Origin of the sequence: Desmonostoc muscorum LEGE 12446 (assembly GCF_015207005.2) — a bacterium.
Lineage (GTDB): Bacteria > Cyanobacteriota > Cyanobacteriia > Cyanobacteriales > Nostocaceae > Nostoc > Nostoc muscorum.
The window spans coordinates 7,006,933-7,031,829 of record NZ_JADEXS020000001.1 but is presented as its reverse complement, the minus strand read 5'-3'; the positions used below and the strand labels follow the sequence as shown (position 1 = coordinate 7,031,829).

Annotated in this window: 28 protein-coding genes; 14 read left to right on the top strand and 14 right to left on the bottom strand. The window is 41.2% G+C overall.

Annotation, left to right across the window (positions count from 1 at the left end; all coding sequences use genetic code 11):
* Window positions 1–121: 121 nt before the first annotated feature.
* The 11 genes from IQ276_RS29285 to IQ276_RS29235 form a co-directional block, all read right to left on the bottom strand.
* Entirely contained in the window at window positions 122–460 is a 339-nt protein-coding gene (locus tag IQ276_RS29285; protein WP_190878744.1) for a CpeR family transcriptional regulator, read from the bottom strand.
* The gene (locus tag IQ276_RS29280) at window positions 454–1,083 is read right to left on the bottom strand and encodes a chromophore lyase CpcT/CpeT (RefSeq protein ID WP_193914988.1); all 630 of its coding nucleotides are present in this window, start codon (window positions 1,081–1,083) and stop codon (window positions 454–456) included. Before IQ276_RS29280 ends, IQ276_RS29285 begins: the two co-directional genes overlap by 7 nt.
* 190 nt (window positions 1,084–1,273) lie before the next feature.
* Window positions 1,274–1,810, bottom strand: coding sequence for a phycobiliprotein lyase (locus IQ276_RS29275; RefSeq protein ID WP_190878740.1), 537 nt, complete (start codon window positions 1,808–1,810; stop codon window positions 1,274–1,276).
* A gap of 213 nt (window positions 1,811–2,023) precedes the next feature.
* Window positions 2,024–2,782 carry a phycobilisome rod-core linker polypeptide gene (locus IQ276_RS29270; protein ID WP_190878738.1) on the bottom strand — a complete coding sequence of 253 codons (759 nt, stop codon included), beginning with the start codon at window positions 2,780–2,782 and terminating at the stop codon, window positions 2,024–2,026.
* Between the two features lie 36 nt (window positions 2,783–2,818).
* Window positions 2,819–3,682 carry a phycobilisome linker polypeptide gene (locus IQ276_RS29265; protein WP_190878736.1) on the bottom strand — a complete coding sequence of 288 codons (864 nt, stop codon included), beginning with the start codon at window positions 3,680–3,682 and terminating at the stop codon, window positions 2,819–2,821.
* Between the two features lie 733 nt (window positions 3,683–4,415).
* Window positions 4,416–5,411: a S1 family peptidase gene (locus tag IQ276_RS29260; protein ID WP_193914990.1), complete on the bottom strand. Its 996-nt coding sequence runs from the start codon at window positions 5,409–5,411 to the stop codon at window positions 4,416–4,418.
* A 154-nt stretch (window positions 5,412–5,565) separates the two neighbouring features.
* Window positions 5,566–6,858 (bottom strand): S1 family peptidase, encoded by a 1,293-nt coding sequence (locus IQ276_RS29255; protein ID WP_193914992.1) that lies wholly within the window; start codon window positions 6,856–6,858, stop codon window positions 5,566–5,568.
* A 36-nt stretch (window positions 6,859–6,894) separates the two neighbouring features.
* Window positions 6,895–7,443, bottom strand: a complete 549-nt coding sequence (locus IQ276_RS29250) for a COP23 domain-containing protein (RefSeq protein ID WP_193914994.1) — start codon at window positions 7,441–7,443, stop codon at window positions 6,895–6,897.
* Window positions 7,444–7,660: 217 nt separating this feature from the next.
* Window positions 7,661–7,882 carry a hypothetical protein gene (locus IQ276_RS29245; protein WP_193914996.1) on the bottom strand — a complete coding sequence of 74 codons (222 nt, stop codon included), beginning with the start codon at window positions 7,880–7,882 and terminating at the stop codon, window positions 7,661–7,663.
* 21 nt (window positions 7,883–7,903) lie between these two features.
* Complete coding sequence (locus tag IQ276_RS29240; RefSeq protein ID WP_193914997.1) at window positions 7,904–9,049, bottom strand: serine/threonine-protein kinase; 1,146 nt, start codon at window positions 9,047–9,049, stop codon at window positions 7,904–7,906.
* A gap of 549 nt (window positions 9,050–9,598) precedes the next feature.
* Entirely contained in the window at window positions 9,599–10,180 is a 582-nt protein-coding gene (locus IQ276_RS29235; protein ID WP_190878724.1) for a bilin-binding protein, read from the bottom strand.
* Between the two features lie 179 nt (window positions 10,181–10,359).
* Between IQ276_RS29235 and IQ276_RS29230 the strand changes: the two genes are divergently transcribed.
* Both IQ276_RS29230 and IQ276_RS29225 read left to right on the top strand, forming a co-directional pair.
* Window positions 10,360–11,022, top strand: coding sequence for a HEAT repeat domain-containing protein (locus tag IQ276_RS29230; protein ID WP_193926066.1), 663 nt, complete (start codon window positions 10,360–10,362; stop codon window positions 11,020–11,022).
* Between the two features lie 165 nt (window positions 11,023–11,187).
* Window positions 11,188–11,388, top strand: a complete 201-nt coding sequence (locus tag IQ276_RS29225; RefSeq protein WP_190878838.1) for a hypothetical protein — start codon at window positions 11,188–11,190, stop codon at window positions 11,386–11,388.
* Window positions 11,389–11,646: 258 nt separating this feature from the next.
* On the opposite strand, the gene IQ276_RS29220 is transcribed toward IQ276_RS29225, so the two are convergent.
* A complete protein-coding gene (locus IQ276_RS29220) occupies window positions 11,647–12,468 on the bottom strand; it encodes a pentapeptide repeat-containing protein (RefSeq protein WP_193925538.1) in 822 nt (273 codons plus the stop codon).
* A gap of 507 nt (window positions 12,469–12,975) precedes the next feature.
* Between IQ276_RS29220 and IQ276_RS29215 the strand changes: the two genes are divergently transcribed.
* From IQ276_RS29215 to cpcF, 10 genes are all read left to right on the top strand, one after another.
* The gene (locus tag IQ276_RS29215) at window positions 12,976–13,557 is read left to right on the top strand and encodes a phycobiliprotein lyase (protein WP_193925540.1); all 582 of its coding nucleotides are present in this window, start codon (window positions 12,976–12,978) and stop codon (window positions 13,555–13,557) included.
* Window positions 13,558–13,830: 273 nt separating this feature from the next.
* Window positions 13,831–14,559 (top strand): 15,16-dihydrobiliverdin:ferredoxin oxidoreductase, encoded by a 729-nt coding sequence (locus IQ276_RS29210; protein ID WP_190878716.1) that lies wholly within the window; start codon window positions 13,831–13,833, stop codon window positions 14,557–14,559.
* 167 nt (window positions 14,560–14,726) lie between these two features.
* Window positions 14,727–15,470 (top strand): phycoerythrobilin:ferredoxin oxidoreductase, encoded by a 744-nt coding sequence (locus tag IQ276_RS29205; RefSeq protein WP_193918638.1) that lies wholly within the window; start codon window positions 14,727–14,729, stop codon window positions 15,468–15,470.
* Window positions 15,471–15,996: 526 nt separating this feature from the next.
* Window positions 15,997–16,518, top strand: a complete 522-nt coding sequence (cpcB, locus tag IQ276_RS29200; RefSeq protein WP_073642828.1) for a C-phycocyanin subunit beta — start codon at window positions 15,997–15,999, stop codon at window positions 16,516–16,518.
* Between the two features lie 88 nt (window positions 16,519–16,606).
* Window positions 16,607–17,098 carry a C-phycocyanin subunit alpha gene (cpcA, locus tag IQ276_RS29195; RefSeq protein ID WP_073642829.1) on the top strand — a complete coding sequence of 164 codons (492 nt, stop codon included), beginning with the start codon at window positions 16,607–16,609 and terminating at the stop codon, window positions 17,096–17,098.
* A 164-nt stretch (window positions 17,099–17,262) separates the two neighbouring features.
* A complete protein-coding gene (locus IQ276_RS29190) occupies window positions 17,263–18,075 on the top strand; it encodes a phycobilisome linker polypeptide (RefSeq protein ID WP_193918621.1) in 813 nt (270 codons plus the stop codon).
* Between the two features lie 127 nt (window positions 18,076–18,202).
* Window positions 18,203–19,072 (top strand): phycobilisome linker polypeptide, encoded by an 870-nt coding sequence (locus IQ276_RS29185; protein ID WP_193918623.1) that lies wholly within the window; start codon window positions 18,203–18,205, stop codon window positions 19,070–19,072.
* Between the two features lie 249 nt (window positions 19,073–19,321).
* Window positions 19,322–19,603, top strand: coding sequence for a rod-capping linker protein CpcD (gene cpcD / locus IQ276_RS29180; protein ID WP_193918625.1), 282 nt, complete (start codon window positions 19,322–19,324; stop codon window positions 19,601–19,603).
* On the top strand, window positions 19,578–20,423 hold the full coding sequence (gene cpcE / locus IQ276_RS29175; protein WP_193918626.1) for a C-phycocyanin alpha-cysteine-84 phycocyanobilin lyase subunit CpcE: 846 nt from the start codon (window positions 19,578–19,580) through the stop codon (window positions 20,421–20,423). The genes cpcD and cpcE overlap by 26 nt, the downstream gene beginning before the upstream one ends.
* Before the next feature lie 150 nt (window positions 20,424–20,573).
* A complete protein-coding gene (gene cpcF, locus IQ276_RS29170; RefSeq protein ID WP_309245616.1) occupies window positions 20,574–21,311 on the top strand; it encodes a C-phycocyanin alpha-cysteine-84 phycocyanobilin lyase subunit CpcF in 738 nt (245 codons plus the stop codon).
* A 101-nt stretch (window positions 21,312–21,412) separates the two neighbouring features.
* On the opposite strand, the gene hisC is transcribed toward cpcF, so the two are convergent.
* Both hisC and IQ276_RS29160 read right to left on the bottom strand, forming a co-directional pair.
* Complete coding sequence (gene hisC, locus IQ276_RS29165; protein WP_193918630.1) at window positions 21,413–22,498, bottom strand: histidinol-phosphate transaminase; 1,086 nt, start codon at window positions 22,496–22,498, stop codon at window positions 21,413–21,415.
* Between the two features lie 133 nt (window positions 22,499–22,631).
* On the bottom strand, window positions 22,632–23,597 hold the full coding sequence (locus tag IQ276_RS29160) for a fatty acid desaturase family protein (RefSeq protein ID WP_193918632.1): 966 nt from the start codon (window positions 23,595–23,597) through the stop codon (window positions 22,632–22,634).
* Between the two features lie 324 nt (window positions 23,598–23,921).
* On the opposite strand from IQ276_RS29160, the gene IQ276_RS29155 reads away from it, so the two are divergent.
* Together IQ276_RS29155 and IQ276_RS29150 are read left to right on the top strand one after the other, a co-directional pair.
* On the top strand, window positions 23,922–24,185 hold the full coding sequence (locus tag IQ276_RS29155) for a hypothetical protein (RefSeq protein ID WP_235116070.1): 264 nt from the start codon (window positions 23,922–23,924) through the stop codon (window positions 24,183–24,185).
* Window positions 24,186–24,642: 457 nt separating this feature from the next.
* A complete protein-coding gene (locus IQ276_RS29150; RefSeq protein WP_193918634.1) occupies window positions 24,643–24,876 on the top strand; it encodes a hypothetical protein in 234 nt (77 codons plus the stop codon).
* Window positions 24,877–24,897: the final 21 nt, after the last annotated feature.

Genomic DNA, 24,897 nt, shown 5'->3' with positions numbered 1-24,897 from the left:
AGACACTAACAGTTAACCGTCAACCCTCTAAGGGAGGAATTAAAAAGAAGAATTCTGAATTCTGTATTCTTCTTCAATTAGAGCGTATTTATAACTTGGACTAAGCTAGCAGCAGCATTATTCAAGCACGGATATCAAACCTAGTGTAGAAACCACCGTATTTTATCCAGTATTGTTTCAAGGTGTGATGAGGTGTATGTAAACTTGCTTTTGCCTGATATAGAATGACTTGCCGATGATCGCCCATCCAAATTTTATTAATAGGGTCAACAGATATTACTGTTCCTCCTAAAGAAGCAACACATTCAGAAAACCTTTCAATCGTCGTATATTCTAATGTCTCGAAGATAAAAAAGTTACCTGAACAAATCAAGTGACGACTGCGAATCCAGCAGCGCATTTTTTTTTCAGCTAGTGGAGGTAACATTTTAGGTTTAACAGATTCCAGCTGAATTAACATAATGCGGTCACCGCATTTAATTCATCAGCAAAACTTTCTCGTTTTTCAAACCGCAAAGGCCCAGCAGTTGAACCCCATATTTGTTCATGGGTTTCAATATCCATGCCTTTATCTAGACTTATCCAGGTATGCTCAGTTACTTCTACTTCGCTAATAAGATATGTCTGACGGCCGTTGCGAGGAATTAAACATTGATTGCCTGGTTCTACACTACCGCGAAACATTTCACCTTCTCGGACAAAAACCATTGAACAGTTATAGCGCCGTTCAATACTCTGTGGGGTGATGGTTTTGAGGATATCTGATTCCCGACCAGCGCCTGCGTAAAGTATAGGGTCTTTCAAGCTGTAATTTTCGATATAAATGCGATCGCCCAAATCTACTAATCTATGTACTCCCTGGCGATAGGGTGTCCATAAATCGTGGTCATATACTTGTTCAGAATAAAAACCGACGGCAGAAAAAAACTCAAATGGTAAAGGACGAAAAAAAATGTGAATGTGCGCGTAAAGTTGAGGATTTGCAAAAGATTGCTTTTGGTTGCTAAAATCTCCTGCCATCCAACAAGCTAAGGTGAGCAAATCGCTAGACTTGATGCTAGAGTCACTGGCGGCTATTGTCATATTCAACCTCAGGAGTGACAAGACAAAATTAGTGCAAGAAGGCAAAAGGCAAAAGTAAAGAGATTTTATCCTTTAGGTGTTCTGCCTATTTCACATGGTAGGTTTATTTTTGCAATATTGTACTAAATGATTCCTTTAACAATTATTCAGTAAGCACTCGTTACTGATTTAATCTTTTAACAGAATATTGCTAACTCGTTGAACTGGACAAAGACCGAATCTCTGAAGAAAAGGAAGCTGTTGTCACGCCTTTACCATCGCTGGTTTTGATCATCGATACGCGAAATCGCAGATTTGGGTTAGCAAACCAAATTCGCTCTTCAGCTGCAACCAGATCATACTCTGTCAGCAGCGTAAAAACACCGTCGTCACTCAGGTGGTATCTACCTACTGCCGGGACTACTTCAGCATATCCGTTTTCCCGCAGCAGTTTGCCTCTAGAAGGATTTTCAATATCGGGAATTGGTACCAGCACGGTACTACCAGAGATTGGTTTATCGTCCCAGTCTGATTCACCTTCCCAAGTCATGCGAAAGGGGTGAGTGATACTGGCGGAGTCAATATCATGTAATTTACATACTTCTAGCACCGTCGGGTCGTCGGTAGATAGAGATTCAATGTCAATGTTAGACAAGACTTCTTCAAAATGGGCGAATGCTAAATGATGACCGCTACGTTGCGATCGCCATCGTCCAATTGAAAGTTCAAAAAATTCATTAATTTCCATTACAAAAGCGATTAGAAAAAACAGCTTACAGTGTCAAAAATATTTTGGCTAAAGGTTATTCTCTCAGTCTATATAGTAGTTTATTTTACTTTTGATGGGACTTGGGGATTAGGGATTGGGGACTGGGTACTGGGTACTAGGGACTGGGGAGATAAGGACAATAACCTATGCCCAATGCCCAACGCCCAATGCCCAATACCCAATCCCTATTTTTTAAACAATCTCTGTGATGCTAACAATCTTGCCGCTAGTGCGATTGATCCGCTGAATTTGCGGTGTCATGTTGCTAGCAGGAACAATGTACTCGGTTGTGGTGCGGCGGAGGGGATTATTGAATTTTCCACTTCCACCCTGAACGAGGATCTTAAATCTCTTTTCAGTACTACCGATCACAGAAGGTGACTTAATCTTAGCAGTGCTGTTGGTTGCTACTGAGTATACCAACTGAGAGGACTTGACGGAGCTTGAGCTTTCAGCTACGCCACGAACAAGCCCAAAAATCCGGTTATAGCCAACTTGCTTTTGCCCTACTTGGCTGCTGTTTCCCCGATAGTAGGGTACAGTATTTTCGCCAAAAGAAGCCTGATATTCAGGGCTATCGATGTAGGAGTCGATCTCAGCATCATAACCGCTTTCAACGGTACGACGGATATGCTCGGAAACCTCTGTCTGATCGAGGGGAGCGCGACCTAGCAAATGTTTAAAGTTGAGTTCAATAAACCGATAGGGAGCAGTGCTTTCAAAAAACCGAGTCCGGTAAATCTCGGATTTAGCGACGATTCGCACAAAGTCACGAACGCTGATTTGGCGATCGCGCAGTTGCGATTCACCAGTCACGAGCCGCTCACTTTCTAACAAGTGAGCGTTACCCAAAACTTGCTTATAAACGGCTCGAATCACTGCTTCCACTTCTTCAGTAGAGCTCGTTGACCACAGCTCCACCTTTGGGGAATTTATAACTATGCTTCCCATGTACCTTTTCCCAAGCTTAGTTTGTGAATAGATTCTCTAGTTGACAGGAGTGATACTAGCAATTACACCACCCTGCTTGTGAATCCGTTGATACTCTTGTGAGAGTTGATTGTAGGGTACGAAATAGACCTGGTTACTGCGGCGGAACTTGGAAATACTATTTACCACATTTGCCTTGTAACCAGTGACTTCAATCCGGTAAACCTTACCATCATCACCAGCTCCCACCCCTTGACGGGTCCTTGGAGTAGATGTTGGGTTGCGGAATGCAGCACCCTTACTGGCTGGTGAAATTACAGGGCTAGGAGTATTTTGAATTACTAAGCTGTTCAATTTTGGTTGTTTGCCAGCTAAGTCACCTTTGAGACTGCTACTAGAGGAACCACGTACCAACTGGAATATGTGGGTAAACTGAACCAAGCTCTGGATAGCTTCAGTTTTGTAGCCCCGAATGTAAGGTACTGTGTTTTCGCCGAAAGTCTCTTGGTATTCGTCGCTGTCTAAATAAGAATCAATGTCAGCTTCAAAGCCCTTTGTGTCCAGAATAGTGCTATGTGAACGGGTTTCTTCTAGATCCAATGGCGCACGACCAAGAAGATGTCTGAAATTTAATTCAATCGACCGATAGCGAGGAACGCTATCAAAAAAGCGCGAGCGGTAAAGTTCCGACTTGGCGACTTGACGCACGAACTCCCGAACGCTAATTTCACCCCGTTTGAGTTGGGATTCAGGAACGGGCAGCCGTTCACTCTCCAACACATAGGCATTGCCTAAAACTTGCTTGTAGACAGCTCTAATTACGGTTTCAATTTCCTCATTAGAGCGACCTGGCCACAGATCAATGGGATCGGTGTCTTCAAATAAAGCGACCCCTAATCGTGATGCTGGTCCGAAAGCCATTCAAACTATCTCCCAGTTAACAACTAAATTTTATGAGAAGGATACTCAGCAGATGTTAAAAAACTTTACATCACTTTAAACAAGAGGGAAGGCTAGAGTCTTTAAAAGTCCTCTGAACGTCCATAATTCAAGTTTTTTGAGTTTTTTACATCATTATGCCTTTACACATTCTGATACGATGCTGAAACCATATTTATTAAAATTTGTTAAGTTAAATGATACTCTAAAGAAACTTAAGCTTTTTTTTAGCATTTAATTGGTTCTTGTGGCAGAGATAGTGGTGGGTGTGTATGCAAAAGCACTAGCCCATAGCCTACGAGGGAACAAAAAAGGGTATGGCGATCGCAAATTGCCATCCTCAAGGACAATCAAGCTGTTGTGAAGCTGGGTTGAAGCGACTACAAAAGCGTCGTACTGCTAAGAGGATGTTTTAAAAGTGGTTGGCTGTGATTTTAATAGAATGATTACCCCCCTTAATCCCCCCGATGTATTGGCTACAGTGTATACACAAGTGCTATCTGCAAAGGTTTCAAGCCTTCTAGACCCAATAAATTATCATTACGAGGGGAGCAATGCGAAATCCTCAATAAAGGGCACAGCAGTGCTGTGCCCCTACGAAAGATGTGGTTTTTGAATTACCCATGTTTGGTATTTCCTGTCAATGCGTAATACTATTTCACGAAAACCTTGATACACATAGATTTCTCGTAGGGGCACGGCACTGCCGTGCCCTTCATTCAAAGTGAGAATTGCAGCTTTCCCCTGGAGCTAATATGGGAGGGCATTCTGTTTGTGGAAGTTTTTCACGACATTTAATATTAACTATAGGCTCTTGTTGAGCAGAAATGGCTGGTTGCAGTTTTATTTCTAATTTTTGACCCAGTTTTGATCGCAGCATCTCAAAATTTTCACGAATAGGAACACCTAAACCATAATTAAATTTTGGATCTGGTTGTAATGGCAGAGGTTTACAGCTATCATCAGATATTGCTCCATTTCCATCCTGTCCTGCTTGAATAGCAACAACATATCCACTGGAATCAAACACAGGGCCTCCACTCATCCCCTCAATAATATTGTTTGTATAACTCACATTCCAACCATTATTAGCATCTGGATTAATTTTACATATTTCACCTTCAGTCTTCTGAAATTGTCGTTGATTTCCTCCTGAGCAACTAGTCCATCCAAATCCATACACAGGCATTCCTATCAATATAGATTTAGCTAATGGAGCAAATTGGTATTCTTGACCTGGTTCAGCAGTAAATTTTATAATTGCTAAATCAGTAGATTCCCGAAATTTTTGAACATTTTCATCATAAGTCTTGTCATCTGCAACAATACGTTCTTGATTATCTTTGGTTTGCAATTTGTATGGAGGATCGAAGGGAGTTGGTTTACTTCCTACAACATGTGCAGCTGTTAATACATAATACGTATTAGTATTATCTTCTCTATCAATAATTACACCTGAACCAGGTTTACCTCTTCCAGTAATAAATACAGTTGTTTCTTCTGCAAGTTTTCTTATTTCTTCTGGTATTAAACCAGAGGTTGTTGGTGTCGGGCTAGGGATTGTTGGTGTCGGGTTAGAAATTGTCGGTGTCGGGCTAGGAATCGAGATTGTCGGTGTCGGATCAGGGATTGGAGTCTTCTTACCTTCACAACTTGATCCAATAAATGTGATTGCGACAATCAGCATCATTAGCATTAAAAATTTTTTCACAGCGATGCAAAATAAAATCCAAAATTGAACACATTTTTATTTAGTCAGTATAATCTTAAATGTTGCTAAATAAGTAAGTTGGTAAGAAAAATTCAATTTGAGATTCTTGTGTGTGTTATTTCTGAAGTACGAAATGTTCCGAAGTATAACCCATCTATTTATCTTGTTCTTTTGTTGGAGATAGATTTTGCACCTTCTTTTTTTGGTGGTTTTTTATCCTATAAAATGGTTTAAACAATTTCTGAAATATTGCTTTGCCGCTTGATAATTTTTGCTTTTTATCTGTAATTTTTGGCTGCTGTCTTTCGGAATAAATATTAGATTCTTGCTGCTTTTCTTTATCTTCAATAGCTTGAAAATTCAATGGAAGATTAGATTGTTGTTCTTCGTGCTTATTTTTTAGAGGTAGAGATTTTTGCTGGGTTTCTGCTTTGTATTTATTCCACTGCTTGAATGAATACCAAACAATACTTATAATCAAAGCCAAAATCAGAATTAGAATTATATTTGTTATTAAGCTATTGCTGATTACAATCCCTTGAGCTTCTGAATTTGTGTAAGAATTTCGTTGGGTATTCCCAGATAAAGAAGATTGAGGAGTAATTTCTATTGGTGAGTTTATATTATCCAACTTTGTATATGTTTCAATCGGAATACCCCAAGCAAAGTATCCCATCAATAATTTAATATCTTTCTCTGGTTGAGTATTATCATCAAATCTGTATGGATCTGGAGCATTGGCAAAGGGCGAACCTACAAATTTACTCCTACCATTAACCCCTACTACTTCACCTACGGTGTCTATGATTGGCCCACCGCTGGTTCCTGATTGAACATCAATATCGTATCCTATTCTGTAGCCATTAACTAAAGTTTTTCCCTGCAAGAGAAATTCTATGGGAGCGATTACACCTGATTTAATTGTTAGTTTAGGTTTACATTGAATAGATTCACATGGAAAGCCAGCGACAAAAATTTTGTTTTGTGGTTGCAATCTGTCAGATTTACCTAATTTTGCTGTTTCATATCCAACAGAACTGCTAAAAGTTAATATGGCTAAGTCATAATTCTGAAATTTATTCGCATTTTTCGGTAAAAAAGCTTTGTAAATGCGATTTTCATAAGTTTTAATTTGATACTGATATCCAGTATGCAGTTTTTTTACTACGTGAGCGTTAGTTAATACTTGGTAATCAAAATTATTACCTTGTTTACTTTGTTTTTTAACTATAAATCCAGTTCCAATAAAGTTTTCTTCTTGTTGAGAAACTGCTTCAAATATTTGAACTGTAATTTTTTGAGCAATACTATTAATTTCTGTATCAGACTTGTTATTGCTAGAAATTGTTTGAGCAATAACCAAAGAATTAATAGCCTGCGTTGATGGTTCCAACAATGGGACACAAATGCAGGCTAAACTCAAGACTATGGTCAAAGTTCGTTTCATCAGCAAACTGCTTTTTCAAGCTGTCGAAGTTTAAAGTTATCTAGTTCTACAAACATATTTAGCACTAGATTTACCTTGTAAATATAAACGAACATTAACATACAAGGGGCAACTTGTTGCTGGTACGCCTAATGAAGGTCCTACATCAGGGTTAACAATTTCTAGTAACTCTTTGACGATCGCATCGGGAGGTGTACGTCCATTAGGATCTAAAGTGTAAATCAGCCCTTTGCAACCACCACCTTCAAAGTCAGTCCGGCAAACGATAGGATACTTTCCGTCTTTAGTTCTACCGGTAGTCATGTAAAACGGACGCTGATTTATCATGTAGTCATTTAATCTGCTAGTCACTTCCCGACAGCGTTGTTCACGTGTATAGTTAGCTAAACCACCAAAGTCAGAAGTCCAACGAATAAAGGGTTTTTCTCTGCGTGAGTCTTGGTAGACAGTTGTCCATGTACCATTAGACTTTTTGCAAACAAAACCTTCACTGATATTTGCCTGAGCATTTGTAGTGGGTGCAATAGCAGATGCTAATGCCAACATCAATGCTGCCATTAGAGATAAACTACTTTTCGGATTCATTTTTGTACCTCTTGCAGGATGATAGAAAGAATATTTTTGTATATTTCAATATCTTACGATATGAAGCTATGTATACATTTTAAGTTTTAGTATTTTGTCTTTTTTTTTTGGTAAAGATTCTGTATTTTATGGCTGAATAAATACTAGTTAAATACTATTAGTTCCTGGAAGTTGTAGAGCATTTTTGATAACTTTGGTGATGGTAGATTTGTTTAGTTTATCTCTCCATGAGAGTTTTTTGAGGATATCGATAGTTGCAAACTTTACCAGGAGGTAAGATAGGAGGACAGGGATTTATCAGTTTTTCAGTCGGTTCGATGTTCTTGCACCAACCAAAGCGATCGCAAGTAATGTAAGCAACGTTTACTACTGTTGCGAGACTACCAAAAGCACCGATAATGAATAATGCTACTTGTAATCTACCATTCTCAATAATCATAGTAGTCTTTTTCTGCTTTTATCATTTTTTACAAATTTGACCAGGTGCCAGAATTGGAGGACAAGGATTAATTTTTTCTTGATTTTTATTACTATCAGATACGTTGGAAGATTTAGAATCAGCTTTTTTTGGTGTTAGTTTTTGGAGTTCCGGTTGAGAAACATCAGAGTTTACTTGTAGGGGCATGAGTAATTTTCTGACAGCAAAAAATGACGTTGAACCAAATATTCCAATTACTATGAGTGGTAAAATTGGAAACTTGAGCCATTGGGGTATGACGCTTGTTGACTGGAAAACAGTTTTGTGTATAGTTTGAACTGGTAAATGATTTTTTGGTGCAAGCATCACAGTGTTTTTCGGCTGTTTTACTCGCACTAAATCAGCTAGTACATCCTCTGCTGATTGATATCGAATGCGATAGTCTTCATCAACCATTTTTTGGAGGATTTCTACTAAGCGATCGCTCCCTTGGATTTGATTAGACCAGATTACCTTACCTGTGTCATCTTTTAACTTTTCTGGTTCTAATCCTGTTAGCGCTTCTAACGCTGTCATCCCCAACGCATATATATCACTATTGAATTTTGCCGAGCCGTTGAATTGTTCCCGGGGGCTGTATCCTGGCGTGTAAATAATTGTTGGTTTGGGCTGCAATTGAGTTATTTCTTTTACCGCACCAAAATCAATCAATGTGGGTTTGCCGTCACTCGCACGTATAATAATATTATCTGGCTTGATGTCTCGATGAATTATTCCCTTTTCATTTATTACTTTGAGAATACACAAAACATCTTTGAGCAAATCCACTACTTCATTTTCTGGTAGTCTGATTTTTTGAGCTAATTCTTCTCTGAGGGTTTGTCCTTCAATAAACTCTTCGATTAAATAAAATTCTTGATTTTCTTCAAAAAATGCTATAAAACGCGGTATTTGGTTATTTTGTAACCCATTACTCAACTCATATAAAACTTCCCCTTCCCTGTCAAATAATTCCTTAGCCTTATTAAATGTGGATTGACTATTACAAACAAAGGAAAATTGCTTAACTACAACCTTGCGTTTTTTCGCGTGTAAATCTTCTGCTAGGTAAGTTCGCCCAAAATTTCCTTCACCTAAGCTAGATAGGATTTGGTAGTGTCCGCCGATGGTTTGCTTTGTTCTAGTCATTTTTACCGAAGACACCTATACAGTTTTTAGGATAACTCAACAATAATCACTTGTCAAAAAAAAACTTAGAATTATTACTGAATGCTAAAACTGTGGGTAAAAGTCAGTCAGTAGGCTAATACAATTTTGGATTTGAGATTTTGCGGAAAGTCTGAGCGTTGGCTTTTGGCGATCGCCCAACTGCGAATTGGTTATGATATCGTGTCCACCAAATTACCCGAACCTACCCCGTGATATCGGGGAGGTTAGCTCAAGCACAGCTTTACTTTTTTGGGGTTCCAGGTATTATGCTTACAGCAATTTTTAGGTAAATAGACCAGGTTGTAGGGTAGCACAGCTGTGCTACCCTACGTTCAAATAGATGAAAAACGCTGTAATTGCCGGGACATGATATGGGAATCCGGTTTGATTTTTGAACAAAATTAAGTATTTGTAGGGTGCGTTACGCGAAACGCACCCTACGTATCTTTTCTGAATTCTGAATTCTGAATTCTGGATTTTGAATTCTGAATCGTTACCCAAAATCCAAAATAGTATAACTTTTCAGTACTACTGGATTTGGAAAGTAGCTAGTTGAGCGATTAAATGGTCAAAATAAGGAGCAAGAGTTTCTTGGTCATTGGTTTGGCAGCGTTTCAAACTAGCAGCTTTGATACTTTTTAAGCCCAAAACCATTGCATCTAAAGGAACTTGTAATTCCTGATAAAGCAAATTCATATAGTGCAGTCCGCTGGGACTGGTATATTCAGTATGGGAACCTGCAATACCGTAAGTAATGCAGCGGAGAAAATGCCAAAAATCTCGCCAGCAAGCTTGGGCGCGTTCAGGGGGATAAAGACCTCCTCCAGGCTCGATAATTTGAGGATAAGTCAGCAAAACCTGAACTCTTGCTTCATCAACGATTTCCCCTGCACGATCGCGTAATAACTCAGCAACAGGAATCAAGGCAGAATAATTGGGTGCTAAAGTTTTGATCTGTAGTAAGTCTTCGTCGCTGAGATAGCGGAGATTATCATCCGCAGCTTGAAATATAGCGATCGCTGCTTCAGGATGAGACTGTTCCCACTGTGCAAAGCTGACAATTCTGGCTTTGGCTATTAATTGCTTGACAGTTTCGGTTAATTGAGTCATGGGTGGGTACTGGGGATTGGGGATTGGGTACTGGGTATTGGATACTAAGTATTGGATATTAACTTTTAATTCCTATTCCCCAGTCCCTAGTCCCCAGTCCCTAGTAATCTTCCCAAATGCGATCGCTATTTTTTGCCATTTGTAAAATAAAGTAAGGAATAACTCTAATAAATGCACCTATGGAAATCAATAAAATTAAAGCTGAACTGGAGAATCCAGATTTTCAGTATCGTTTGAAAGCGATCGCCGCGCTCAAGGATTATGAATCTGAAGTTGCAGTTCCTCTGCTAACTAGTAAACTGCGTGACTCAGAATTTTTGGTGCGTTCCTTTGTAGCAAGGGGTTTGGGTAACCAACAATCAGCGGAATCTTTTGCTGCTTTGATGCAAATTATGAAATTTGACGATACCCCCAACGTGCGAGCTGAGGCGGCAAATTCTTTATCGCTATTTGGTAGAGTCGCAGTTTCTCATCTAGTTCTGACATTTTATCAGGATGACCACTGGTTAGTGCGGCGCAGTATTTTAGCAGCAATGGCGGAAATGGATTGTCCTGAAGAATTATTCGATATCTGCGTTCATGGTTTAAAAGACGAAGATTTCACAGTTCAGGAATCATCTGTTGATATACTTGGCTTACTGGCTAATTCTGGCCAAAATGCTGCGGCATTATCTCAAATACTAAGCTTGGTGAATAGTGAATCTTGGCGGATGCGTGTCCGAGTTGCCTATGCCCTCAAACGATTTGATCAGCCCCAGGCAAAAGAAGCCCTGAACCAACTCAGACAAGATCCGGATCACCGAGTTGTGGGAGCTGCTTTAGAAGACTTGTTGCCACAATAGCGAAGTGAGCTGATTCGGGGTTATTGTGAATAATCTCAATGATGTGATAAAACTCAACTTAGCGAGGGCTAATACCTGATTTTACCTGAAATTTGAGCAAAATATCCGGGCAATTTGCCAAAACCTAGAATAAAATATCAACTTTTTCGAGTTCGGGAGACATTTGTGACTGATACACCAACTGGTCAAATGACTTGGCGACTACCAGGTTCCTCAGAATGTGCCTTATACTTGCGGCATCATGCTTCGGAACCTTGGCGATCGTATAAAGAATTCCCACAATATGTTCTACCCGATCCGCCTGGTTTTTCCGAAGGATACGCTACATTTTTAGCGCTTCTCAAGCAGAAGTGGCAAGCTTTATAAGTTTGGGGTAATAGGGAGTGGGGAATACAAACTTCCGCGTTGTATAAGGGACTTCCAAATAAAAAAATATCCAGCTATTTCTTGTGGGGTGGGCATCTTGCCCGCCCATGATTACGGGCGGGCAAGATGCCCACCCCACAAATAGTAGTAATTTATTTCTTGGAAATCCCTAATGATAAGTAATCAAGCGGACATGATATCAACCCTGTTTTACTTCTGAATTCTGGATTCAGAATTCTGAATTCTGAATCCAGAATTCTACTGTAAACTTTCACGAGTCGTGTTGCGGGTATAAGCATTCCAAACATCAAGTTCTGATGCGGGACGGCTGTGAAGCATAGCTTTAATTGCTTCTGTCAGTCCTTGAGCAAGAGTAAAATCTGCCCCAGCGATACTTTGAAGATACTCCATCTCTGCGTTACTGAGGTCAGCTGCTCGCAAATCTGTACCCCGCAAATCGGCTCCAGTTAATCGAGCATTCCGTAAGGAAGCCCCTGTCAAATAAGCTTTACTTAAGTCAGCGCCGCTCAAAGCCGCACCTTGTAAATTAGCTCCAGTCAAGTCAGCACCGCTGAGGTAGGCTCCCCGCAGATTGGCCCCTTGCAAATCTGCATCCCGTAAAAAAGCTGTATTGAGATAAGCTGCATTGAGATTAGCACCCGGCCCCACTGCTCCCGAAGCTTTGTAGTTATATCCTTCAGGCCATTTTGTTTGTGTATCATAACGCGCTACTTGGAGTTTAGCTCCCTCCAAATTGGCGCCACTGAGATTCGCTTGTTGGAGGTTAGCACGGTTTAAATAAGCTCCCTGCAAATTCGCTCCACTCAAATCGGCTCCCCGCAGGTTAGCACCTCGCAAGTCGGCTCCACTCAGATTTGCATCACTCAAAACCATCTCACTGAGGTCGGCTCCTAGTAGCTTGGCTTGACTTAAGTTAGCTTGTCTTAAATCAACTCCTCGCAGATTGAATTCATGCAAATCTACTTTTTCTACAGGGAGTCCTGCTTTCAGGGCTGTTAATATTTCTGGAGTCGGACTGGGGCGTTCCGTGGTAATCAGGTGAATTTCACTATTTGTCATTAGGTGATTAAGGTAGAAGTTTTGGAGTTATTTTACACTTTAGCTAAATTCGGGATTCATCTTATTGCTTAGAATCAAACAAAAGCCAGCTAGAGCAATGAATACCTCCGCCAAATTAGAAAAAGTTGGCAGAAAACTGTTTTTGCCCTGTCAATTTAGTTATTGAAAAAGTATATGAAACTAACAATAGCAATTGAAATAATTCTTTCACTCAAGTAACCAAAAAGGATAAAATGCAAGCTGTAATCTCGAAATTTTACATAACCACAAAATAATTAATACAAATAATACAAGGGAGTACTATTTGTGCATACATAGTGAAAGAATGCAAATATTTATGGATATAGCGGTTCCCATTCAGATACGGTACACCATCATATCGCAAGGTGTAGGGGCACGGCACTGCCGTGCCCCTACAGGTGTACCTCACGCTTGTCGGGAAACGCTATAGGACTACAAACAAGATTTCGTCAAAGGTATTTTTTAAAAAACGAGGTTTCAAAATATATGCATATAATACCACCCTTGTCAATGATTGACTTCTTCCGTAAAAGTGAAGGGACATGGTTTACAGAACGTTCGGTTCATCACTTTGACTCAGCCGCAGACGAGTCGGGTGAGTCGAATTTAATCATTACAGTCATTGAAAAAGACGATCCCAAAGTCCAAGAAGTCTGTAAAGCACAAGGAATAGAGCCTGATAAAGCAACTGGGGGTGCTAGTTTTGCATGGCAGGCTAATCTAGACACAAGACCGCCGAACACCGACAATGCTGCCATTTTGGTTGACATTCCCGACGATGAAACGAAGCTTTCTGGGAAATTAATTCGCAACCAAGGCTATGTAGAGAGCATTCCGGTTGTCAGTCGGTATCGATTTGCTGATGATGGAGTGCTGACGATTAACACCGATTATGACAATAACCAAGGTCAAGAACGTTGTTGGTTTGTGACGGATGATTTTCGTGTCAGAGTTAGTACCGTGCGAATGATGAACGGAGTCAATTTGATGACTTATTGTTCTGAACGTCGGTGTCTTTCCCAACAAGTGCTAGAGCAAATGATCGCTCGGAATCATGCTAGGGGATAGGGAGTAGGGAGTGGGGAGTGGGGAGTGGGGAATAGGGAGTGGGGACTGGGGACTAGGGACTAGGAAATAAATATTTAGGAATACTTTCTCAGTCAATCCCCAATACCCAATACCCAATCCCCATTCCCCAATCCCCAATCCCCAATCCCCAATCCCCAATCCCCACTCCCTACTCCCCATTCCCCATTAAGGAATGTTGCTTTGTTTCTAAGAAATGAGACGTGCATGATTCACATCCTTTATTTTCATGCAAGGGTTAATGAGTCATGCTGTATGTATAAGCCTTTCCTGGAATTTTTAGAAAAAGAGCTATTTGAACGGTTTGATTTACAAAGTAGGGACATTCCCCCTGGTTTGGAATCCAAAGTTAGCGATCGCGGCAGAAACCCAGCAACCATTCGCAGTTGGTCTTACCAATGTCAAGAGTTGCGAAAAATTCGCTATACCTACATTGATGCTGGGGAAAGCGCCCAAATTTTTAACAGCGTGATTTACCCCAGCTATCACTACGATTTACCTTTATTAGGGATTGATTTTTTATCCTTTGGTAAAGTTAAAAATCTGATTGTCCTTGACTTTCAGCCTTTATTTCAAGATGAAGATTACCAGACAAAATACATACTGCCGCTGAAATCTCTGCACGATCAATACCCGGATTTGTCGCAAAACTTAGAAATGAAGTTTTACGATGCTAACCAGTACTTTTCTAAGTACCTATTATTTGCCAAGACAGATCCTCAAACAGTAGCAACGCGAGTTTTTGAAGCGTTTCAGGATTACTTAAACTTGTATTGGCAAATGCTAGCAAATGCCCAACCCCTCGAAGATCCAGAAGATATCCAGCGGATTGTCAAAGCTCAAAAAGACTACGACCAATATAGTGCAGACCGCGACCCAGCATCTGGTCTATTTAGCAGTTACTTTGGTCATGAATGGGCAGAACGCTTTCTCCACGAATTCTTATTTGAAGATGCTGTGCCTTTAGCAGTCAGCAAAAGATGATAAAAGGGATTGGTGAATGGGGACTGGGGACTGGGGACTGGAGGAGATGAGGGAGTGTGGGGAGATAATAAAAAAGCTTCCCCCCCCTCTCCGAATCCCCAATCCCCAATCCCCAATCCCTAATCCCCAATCCCCAATCCCCAATCCCCAATCCCCAATCCCCAATAATGACACTTTATCAGCCATTTCTCGATTATGCGATCGCCTACATGCGATCGCGTTTAGATTTGCAACCATATCCTATTCCTGAAGGATTTGAATCTAAGGTTGCTACCGTAGGTAAAGGCAAGAACCAACAAGAGGTTCTCACCACTAGTTATGGCTTTCAAACCACAAAACTACGGCAAATTCGAGCTGCACATGTACAAGGTGGTAATTCCCTCCAAGTACTGAATTTTGTGATTTTCCCACACCTCAACTACGACCTACCCTTCTTTGGCGCAGATTTGGTGACATTACCAGGAGGACACCTCATCGCCTTGGATATGCAACCCCTATTCCGAGACGATCCAGCATATCAGGCAAAGTATACCCAGCCGATCCTGCCCATCTTCCATGCTCATCAAGAGCATCTGACTTGGGGAGGTGATTTTCCAGAAGAAGCACGACCCTTCTTTTCTCCCGCTTTTCTGTGGACTCGTCCCCAGGAAACTGTCGTCGTGGAAACCCAAGTATTTGCTGCCTTTAAAGACTATCTCAAAGCTTACCTCGATTTTGTAGAGCAAGCAGAACCCGTAACTGATTCCCAAAGCCTAGCAGATATTGAACAAGCACAACTGCGATACCTGCGATATCGAGCCGAAAAAGACCCTGCACGAGGAATGTTCAAGCGCTTTTATGGTGATGAATGGACTGAGGAGTACATTCATGGCTTTTTATTTGATTTAGAGAGAAAATTAATAGCCGTGTAACTAAGTATACATTTCATAAAAGTAACTTCGGCGAAAATTACCCTCCTGTCCTGGAAAACTATCAGGCGATAAATCAGCGATAGACGCGATAAATCGGCGTCTCTACAAAAGATTGATTCTTGTAGAGACGCCGATTTATCGCGTCTCTTAAACCAAACCATATTCAGCATTTTTATTTAGATAAATGTTTCTGTTAAGTTTGACTAACAAAAAGACAAGGTAACATAACAATTTTTAATAAAACAAAAGGCATCATCATAGTATAAAAATAATTTGAAAGGAAAAATGACAGTACAAGGTTGATGGGGTGCTTAATCTAGCAGGTTTTCTGGTCTCTCATATTAAGATGAAGTTTTGTAACAAAAGTTTTAATCCGAAACCCTAGAGGTCGTAGACTTATACCTTGGATGTCCGTTGTGAACCTTTCGTAAAAATGGTCAGACAATCTGACATCAAAAACAAAACTGAACCATTCAGTTTTGACTTCAAATAATTCTTAACCAAGCCAATTAGGAGATTAAACGCAATGGTTTTAGATGCATTTGCCAAAGTAGTTTCCCAAGCTGATACACGTGGAGAATACCTCTCCGATGCACAATTGGATGCTTTGAGCGCAATAGTCGCAGATGGTAACAAGCGTGCAGATGCAGTTAACCGCATTACCAGCAATGCTTCTGCTATTGTTGCTGCTGCGGTACGCGATCTGTGGGCAGAACAACCCCAATTGATCACTCCTGGTGGTAATGCTTACACCAGCCGTCGTGCTGCTGCTTGTATCCGCGATTTGGACATCATTCTTCGCTATGTCACCTACGCAATCTTTGCTGGTGATTCCAGCGTGCTAGATGACCGTGCCCTCAATGGTCTACGGGAAACCTATTTGGCATTGGGAACTCCAGGAGCTTCCGTTGCTGTTGGTATTAATAAGCTCAAAGATGCTTCTTTGAAGATTGTCAGCGACACAAATGGCATCACCAGAGGAGATTGCAGCGCTTTGATTTCTGAAATCGCTAGCTACTTCGATCGCGCTGCTGCTGCGGTTGCCTAAACCAGGCATTCTTCCTATTGAGTGAAATAATTGTCCACAAGACAAAACAAAATTTCAACGAAAAGTTTGTTAAAGGGAAATACCAAAAATGACAAAAACACCTCTAACTGAAGCAATTTCAGCGGCAGATTCTCAAGGTCGCTACCTCAGCAGCACCGAAATTCAAGTGGCTTTTGGTCGTTTTCGCCAAGCGCCAGCTAGCTTACAAGCAGCAAAATCCTTGAGTGCAAATGCCTCACGGTTAACAGAAGGTGCAGCTCAAGCTGTTTACAACAAGTTCCCCTACACCACCCAACAACAAGGCCCTAACTTCGCCTACGATCAACGCGGTAAAGCCAAGTGTGTACGTGATGTCGGCTACTACTTGCGGATTATCACCTACGCTTTAGTTGTTGGTGGCACAGGTCCCTTGGATGATTTCTTGATTTCCGGCTTAGCTGAAATCAACAAAACTTTTGATTTGTCTCCTAGCTGGTACATTGAAGCCCTCAAGTACATCAAATCTAACCACGGTTTGAGCGGCGACCCAGCTGTTGAAGCAAATTCTTACATCGACTATGTAATTAATACTCTGAGCTAGAGTGTTTCTTTAGCCCGGAGAGGAAATCAGCTCTTATGACGAAGCAAGTTCTATGAGTTGTTTACCTCTCCGGGCAGTTTTATTTTCAAAAGACTGTTAAAAAATTAGAAAAAAACTTTCTAAAAAATTTTCAGTTTTGTAGTTAAAACTGAAGGAGGTTAAAGATGGCAGCTTTGGGACAAGCAGCAAGACTAGGAATTGAACCATATGAAAACTCAGGAGTAGTAGAATTACGTCCTGATAGAACAGAAGCAGATGTAGCAGTGGTGATTCGAGCGGCTTACCGTCAGGTTTTGGGTAATTCATACCTACTGGAAAGTCAGCGTCTCGAAAGTGCTGAATCACTGCTACAGCAGGGTACAATTTCAGTCCGGGGTTTTGTATTGGCCATTGCTCAATCAGAACTCTACCGTGAGAAGTTTTTCTACTCCAGCTCACAAAATCGATTTATCGAGCTGAATTATAAGCATTTATTAGGTCGTGCCCCAGAAGATGAGTCAGAGATTTCGTACCATGTTGAGTTATACAACTCAAAGGGTTACGAAGCTGAAATCAACTCTTATATTGACTCATCAGAATATCAAGAAAATTTTGGTGAAAATATTGTCCCCTACCACCGAGGTTTTAAAAGCCAGGTAGGAAAGAAAAACGTTGGCTATGGCCGACTGTTCCAATTGTATCGGGGTTATGCGAATAGCGATCGCGCTCAAGGGCAAAAACAAGGAAAGCTAACTTGGGAAATAGCTAAGAATCTGGCTTCACCCATCTACCCAGTATCTTCAGGAGCCTTAACTGGTCTCTCTACAGGTGGTCGTGGAGAAGCATACCGGATTAGAGTCCTACAAGCAGCTTCTCCTAATTCAACCGTAGTGCGGCGGGGTACTGCCGAGTTGATAGTTCCCTACGAGCAACTTTCTAGTAAATTGCAGCAACTCAATCGTAAAGGCAGCAAAGTGATTAGCATCACAGCTGTGTAAGTAAGGAATAGGGTTGGGGGAATAGGGAGTAGGGAGTAGGGAGTAGGGAATTTCAATACTCTCCACTCCTCATTATCTGTTTCCCTAACCAATGCCAATTACCTATGAAAGAAAGGAGAATTTCAAGATGGCGATTACAACAGCAGCGTCCCGTCTGGGGACAGAACCTTTTAGTGATAGCGCTCCCGTAGAATTGCGTCCAAATGCAACTAAAGAAGAAATAGAGAGAGTAATTGCTGCCGTCTATCGTCAGGTGTTGGGCAACAACTACATATTGGCATCTGACCGCCTCACAAGTGCTGAATCTATCCTGCGCGATGGAAAAAATACAGTGCAAGAGTTTGTGCGTCAAGTAGCTAAATCAGAACTGTACAAATCTAAGTTTTTCTACGACAACTTTCAAACTCGCGTCATCGAACTCAACTATAAACATTTGTTGGGTCGTGCCCCCTATGATGAGTCTGATGTGGTTTATCACTTGGACTTGTACCAAAACAAGGGATATGAAGCCGACATTGATTCCTATATAGATTCACCAGAGTATCAAGTTAACTTTGGGGAAAATATAGTGCCTTACTATCGCGGATTTAAAACCCAAACAGGACAGAAAACTGTTGGATTTAGCCGGATATTCCAACTTTATCGCGGCTATGCCAGTAGCGATACCTCCCAACTCAAAGGCAAATCTTCTCGCCTTGCTAGCGAACTAGGTCGCAATAGTGCATCCATCGTTGTTCCTCCCTCTGGTGGCCCTTCAGGATTTTCATACGTTGCTTCCGAAAAAGGCGTTACCCCCAACAGTACTTTCGGTGGTGCAGGAACTTTTGGTAAAGAAGGTAGACTCTATCGCATTGAAGTGGCAGGCGTTTTTGGAGCTGGATATCCTAGCACACGCCGTGTCAATCAAGCCGTAATTATACCATATGAAGAGCTATCTAGCTACTTCCAAAGAGTGGTAAAACAAGGTGGTAAAATCGCCAGCGTCAAGCCACTTTAGAGTCATTGCTCAAAATAATTCGTAATTGATAATTCGTAATTCGTAATTTTTACCCCACGACTGAAGTCGGGGGTTTGAAAAAAAAGAATAATGTTTCTGATCTCCATCAATAAATTGAGGGGCTTGTACCATTAATTACGAATTACGAATTACGAATTAGTAATTATTTGGTCATTGGTCATTGTTAACCAACAAAGCACAAATGACAAATGACTAATAAAAAATTTTGAACGAACTTGAAATTGATTTATGGTTGGACAATTTATTGGTGGTATAACTAGTAGTCGCTACTTCCGCTATGAAGTAGTTGGTTTGCGCCAAAGTCAAGAAACCCAAAAAATCAGCTATCCGATTCGTTCTAGTGCCAGTGTATTTATCACAGTGCCTGAGAACCGGATGAGTCAAGAAATGCAGCGGATTGCTCGCTTGGGTGGCAAAATAGTTAGCATTCAGCCATTGAATTCTGAGACAAAAACAGATAGCCAACAGAGCAATCCTCCTTCTGATGAATTCCAATCCGCAGAAATTTGAAGATTTATCACCTCCAAGTGACTCACCTGGAGGGGAACAGCTAACAGTGGAACAGGCGATCGCCAATCTCCAAAGTCCAGATTTGGGTTTGCGATTTTATGCTGCTTGGTGGTTGGGTAGGTTTCGGATATGTGAACCAGCTGCGGTTACAGGACTGATTCAAGCCTTAGAGGATGAAGCCGATAGGACACCAGAAGGCGGATATCCTTTACGACGGAACGCAGCGAGAGCATTAGGGAAAATTGGCGATCGCCAAGCACTAACACCTTTAATTGCTTGTTTAGACTGCTCAGATTTTTATGTCCGGGAAGCAGCGGCGCAATCTTTAGACATGCTAGGCGATCCGGTTTGTGTTCCTGGACTGATCGAGCTATTAAAAGCAGGCTTGCAGGGAGAGCAATTAAAATCAGAGCAGCCAGATTTATCCCAACCTTACGACGCTATTTTAGAAGCCTTGGGAAGCTTGGGGGCTACTGATTCGATTTCTTTAGTAAAACCATTTTTAGAGCATCCCATAGAACTGGTGCAATATGCTGCCGCACGAGCTATGTATCAGTTAACCCAAGAACCAGTTTATGCAGAACGATTGGTAAAAGCTTTGGCAGGTGAAAAGTTGCAATTGCGTCGCGCAGTGTTAGCAGACTTGGGAGCGATCGGGTATCTACCCGCAGCCGAGGCCATAGCCGAGACTTTGGCAGAAAATAGCCTCAAACTAATTTCCCTCAAAGGATTACTGGAACATCAAGTCAATCATACAGCAACAAGCACTTTATCAGCAGGTGCTATTAGAGTGATAAATTTGATGGACTCGTTGTTGTAGTCATAATTTACTAGTAATCAGTTGTGATTAATACTTTAAAATCAAATGTTTACCACACATAAACCCCCAACCCGATTGTAAAACCAGGGCTAGGGGGTTTATATATGATGCTAAATACGGATAACTTAAGCTACAATTGGCTGACCAATAATGACCCGTGAAATTATTATGGATAACAGTGAACTTGCCCAAATATTGATTCGTGCTGTGGAAGAAGCAGATTCCTCGGAGCGCTTGTTAGATGCAGTTCAAGAGTTAGCAGCAGCTCGTATAGAAGAATCTGTTCCCACTTTGGTTGCAGCTTTGGGCTACAATAATCCGGGGGCGGCAGTCGCGGCGGTAGATGGATTGATTGCGATCGGAGAACCCGCAGTAGCGCCGCTATTGGAACTTATTGATGACTACAACTATGGGGCGAGAGCCTGGGCAGTCCGCGCCTTAGCGGGAATTGGGGATTTACGGGCGCTGGACACTTTGCTAGAGGCAGCAAAAACCGATTTTTCCTTGAGTGTACGGCGGGCAGCAGCTAGGGGATTAGGTACATTGCGCTGGCATCAAGTACCACCAGAGAAAGTGGAATCTGTGCAGACTCAGGTAATAGAGGCACTACTATTAATTTCTGAAGATCCAGAGTGGGTGGTACGCTATGCAGTAGTCACGAGTTTAGAAACCCTAGCAATGGCGGTCGCAATTAATCTACCCGATCAAGCCTCCCGCATTCAAGATCAACTCCAGCAAATGTTCGATACAGATGCAGATCTCGGAGTTCGTACCCGTGTAAAGTTTGCACAACAAAAAATTCAGCAGCCACAGCATCAACCACTATTTGCACTTAAAACAAAGCAAGAAGAAACTGAAGTGCCTCATCGTGGTGGTGGTAGACGCTAAGCAATTCCTGAGTTATATTATGTCCGGTTAAAGACTTATGATTTAGACTGACACGGAGACACGGGGACGCTCTTACGCAAAGAGATTTTAATGATAAGTGATTAGGCGGACATGATATTAGACCTTTTTTCCCCAGTTTCTAACAAATAAGTTAGTGCCTCCACTAAAGCCTGATTTTGTTCATCAGTCCCAACAGTGATACGTAATTTATCCTCTAGTCCTGGCTGCTTGAAGTAGCGGATTAAAATTCCCTGTTCCTTGAGTTTTTGATAAAGATATTCAGCGTTTCCTGTTGGAGGTTGTGTCAGCAAAAAGTTAGTTTGGGAATCCCAAGTACGAAAACCTAATTGTTTCAAGTCTGTTGCTAGCTGATTACGCGATGCTTTAATTTTTGCCACACAAGCATTTTTATAAGCTTGGTCAGTAATTGCAGCGGTCCCAATTGCACAGGCGATCGCATCAATGTTATAGCTATCTTTGACTTTAAACAATCCATGCAATAGCTTGGGATTCGCCACTCCAAATCCCAGTCGTAACCCTGCCAAGGAATAGCCTTTAGAAAGTGTCCGAATCACGATCGCATTTTCATATTCTTTTACCAAAGCCAATGCATTCTCTTCGCTAAAATCTACATAAGCTTCATCAATTACTAAAACTCCAGATAACTCGCTGGCTAATTTTCGCAGGTCATCTGTTGCTACCACATGCCCCGATGGACTATTAGGCGAGGCAATGAATGTTACAGCCCCATCTACAGCAATCAATTCTTCTAGCGGTAAACTGTAATCTTCGCCGTAGGGTATCTCAGTAATATCAGCATCCTGCATTTGCGCCAATGTGCGATACAACACGTAAGTTGGCATTGGATAGACTACCTTGCGTCCGGGTTCTGCACAGGCTCGAATGACTACGCTTAACAATTCATCACTCCCATTTCCCACAATCATCCAATCACTAGGAACTCCCAACACTTTACTAGCAGCTTGGCGAAATTCCCCCCCGAAAGGTTCTGGATAGCGTCGCAACCACTCTCCATCGATATTATGTAAGACAGCTAACGCCTCAGGGGAGGGAGGATAGGGGTTTTCATTACTGTTGAGTTTGATGATCTGTGTTCCACGTTGAGGCTGCTCACCAGGAATATAGCTAGCCATTGCATCAACATTGGAGCGGAAATATTTGGTCATGCTAATTCATAATTCTGAATTCATAATTTACAATCTACAGTAGATTTCGAGGTAAACAAGCTAACTCTGAAAACTAGGCATTAAGCTCCTGCCTAAAGAGCGGGAACGTCCAAGGGACAGGTACGGAGCCAATCTAAAATCTAAAATCCAAAATTGTTTGACCGACAATATCCCGATTAACTTTTATATAGCCCGGTTCAATATGGGTAAAATGTGAACTCAACTGTTGATGAGCTGTAGGTAGAGCGTGAAACGGAATTGATGGGTACAAATGATGCTCTGCATGAAATGGCATATTCCACATCAAAAATCGTACAGGAAACAGTGTTAGCGTTGTACGGGTATTCGTCAGCAGATTAGCATCCAGAGTACAACCTGTGTGTTCTGCCAGCAAAATAAAACGCAGAATTGGTTGACCGACAAACAGCGGTAGCAGCCAATAGAGGAAAAACCAAGGCTGACTTGCTGCGATGGAAACAGCGATCGCTCCTGCATAAACAGCTAATTGCCAACGAGTCGAGCGAATAACTTCAGTTCGTGCTGTTTGTGGCACAAATGGGCAATCATCAAGTTGACCAAAAGCAACCCGAAAATGTCCACGGATCTTCCCTAACCACCAGGGTAAACCACTAATTATCAATAAGTATTTACCTAAATTGCTTGGTTTGAGATCCGTTAATTCTGGATCTTTGTCAGGAACGCGAGTATAGCGGTGATGCCAGTTGTGGTAGTAGAGAAAAAATGTGCTGTTGTAAAATGAAAGTAAACCTGCACACCAAGCCACAATATCATTCAAACGATTGTTAGCAAAAACAGTTCTGTGAACGCATTCATGCATAGGTGCGAACATAGAAGCTAGACAAAAGCCGTAGATTCCCAGTGCTGGTATTGCTAACAACCAATTGCCAAAATTCATTGCCCACAGGTAACCACTGCATCCCATAACAGTTAAATGTCCAGCCAATTGAACCAGCCCCTTCCAGTTGTAGCGATGATTCAAAACACTTAATTCTTGCATACCGAGAATTTGGCGGGGCTTGTGTTGCTTGTCAGCTTCGTTTTCTAAGAATTCAGGTTGAATAATTGCATCACTAGACATGATTAAAACTCCACATAGTAAAGATGTAACTATTAAACACAAACAAAATACAATGAATTGTACTCAAACCTAACTGAGCAACGAGCGCCCAGTCAATATCTAGCAGAATTAAGTTCTCCTTCTAGGATAGAGAGCAAATTGCAACTATCGTACTCCTGCAAATAAATTAACCCATTTGTAGGAGGTAATTAGTAAGAGAATCAGTGTACTTTACGAATTATCAGACCAAAACAAGATGGTTTGAGCCAACGCAGAAGTCACACAATAGATGTTTTAACTATGTTCAACCTTAGATTCATTCGCTGTATAAAATTAAAATATTTAGTGTTTTCAACAGCTTTTTTCCTCGCTGTGGAAACTTCTGCTAACGCTCAACAAGCTCTCCCTAATCTGACTCCAGCACAAGCTCAAAGTTTATCTCGTGACTTGGTTCCATCTAGCTCTCAAGACTTTTTTAGACAAGGAAAGGATTCGTTTGAAAGAGAAATTCAACTTCTCAGAGAAAGACAACTGTCTTCCAATAAACCTATTCTCAAGATTGATTTGATGCAGATGCTAAAAAGACCATCTACTCAGGAAAAACCCTAAAATTGTAAATATAAAGTATCTAATCGCATAGGTAGATATGGTGGATCGCTATTTTTGGCAACACCATACCTACGCAACGGTTTTGGAAAAAGAGCGATCGGCGAAAACTCAATTAGTAAGTAGTTGAGCAAAATTAGATACATACGTAGTCAGGCAAGAGGCAATAGGGAATAGTAGTTATAGACCATTACCTATTGCCCATTGCCTCCTTGCCTAATTCTTTTTCAGCGTATCCTGACTATCCAAACCTTAACAGGACTTACGCAAGATGTGACCGAAAACCTTATTCAAGCGTTGCGGTAATTCATGAATTACCGCTACTTTCGTTATCTTTTGCGTAGTCCTGCTTAAGCAAATTCAGCAGGAAGTATGAAGTTTTGTTACAGAAGGCATAATTTCTCCAAACTATACTGAAGCATTAATAGACAGTAAATTTTTGAACTTGAGGGGATTACTTATGAATGAAAGCATTGAGCTTAATCTGACTAACGCAGAACAATCTTTTGTAGAAGAAGATATAGCAGAAGCTAATGATAGCCAAACAATAGATCCTGTCCTGAACAAGCCAAAAAATTCCCTCCCTCAGAAAGGCGAACCAGTACTAATTGCTGGTGGCGGAACAAACCCTCCTCCTCCTCCCGATCCAGAATTTTCTTCTGAAATAGAAATTTCTTCTGGAATAATAGTGTAGTTTTGGGCGTTGTATTTGCCG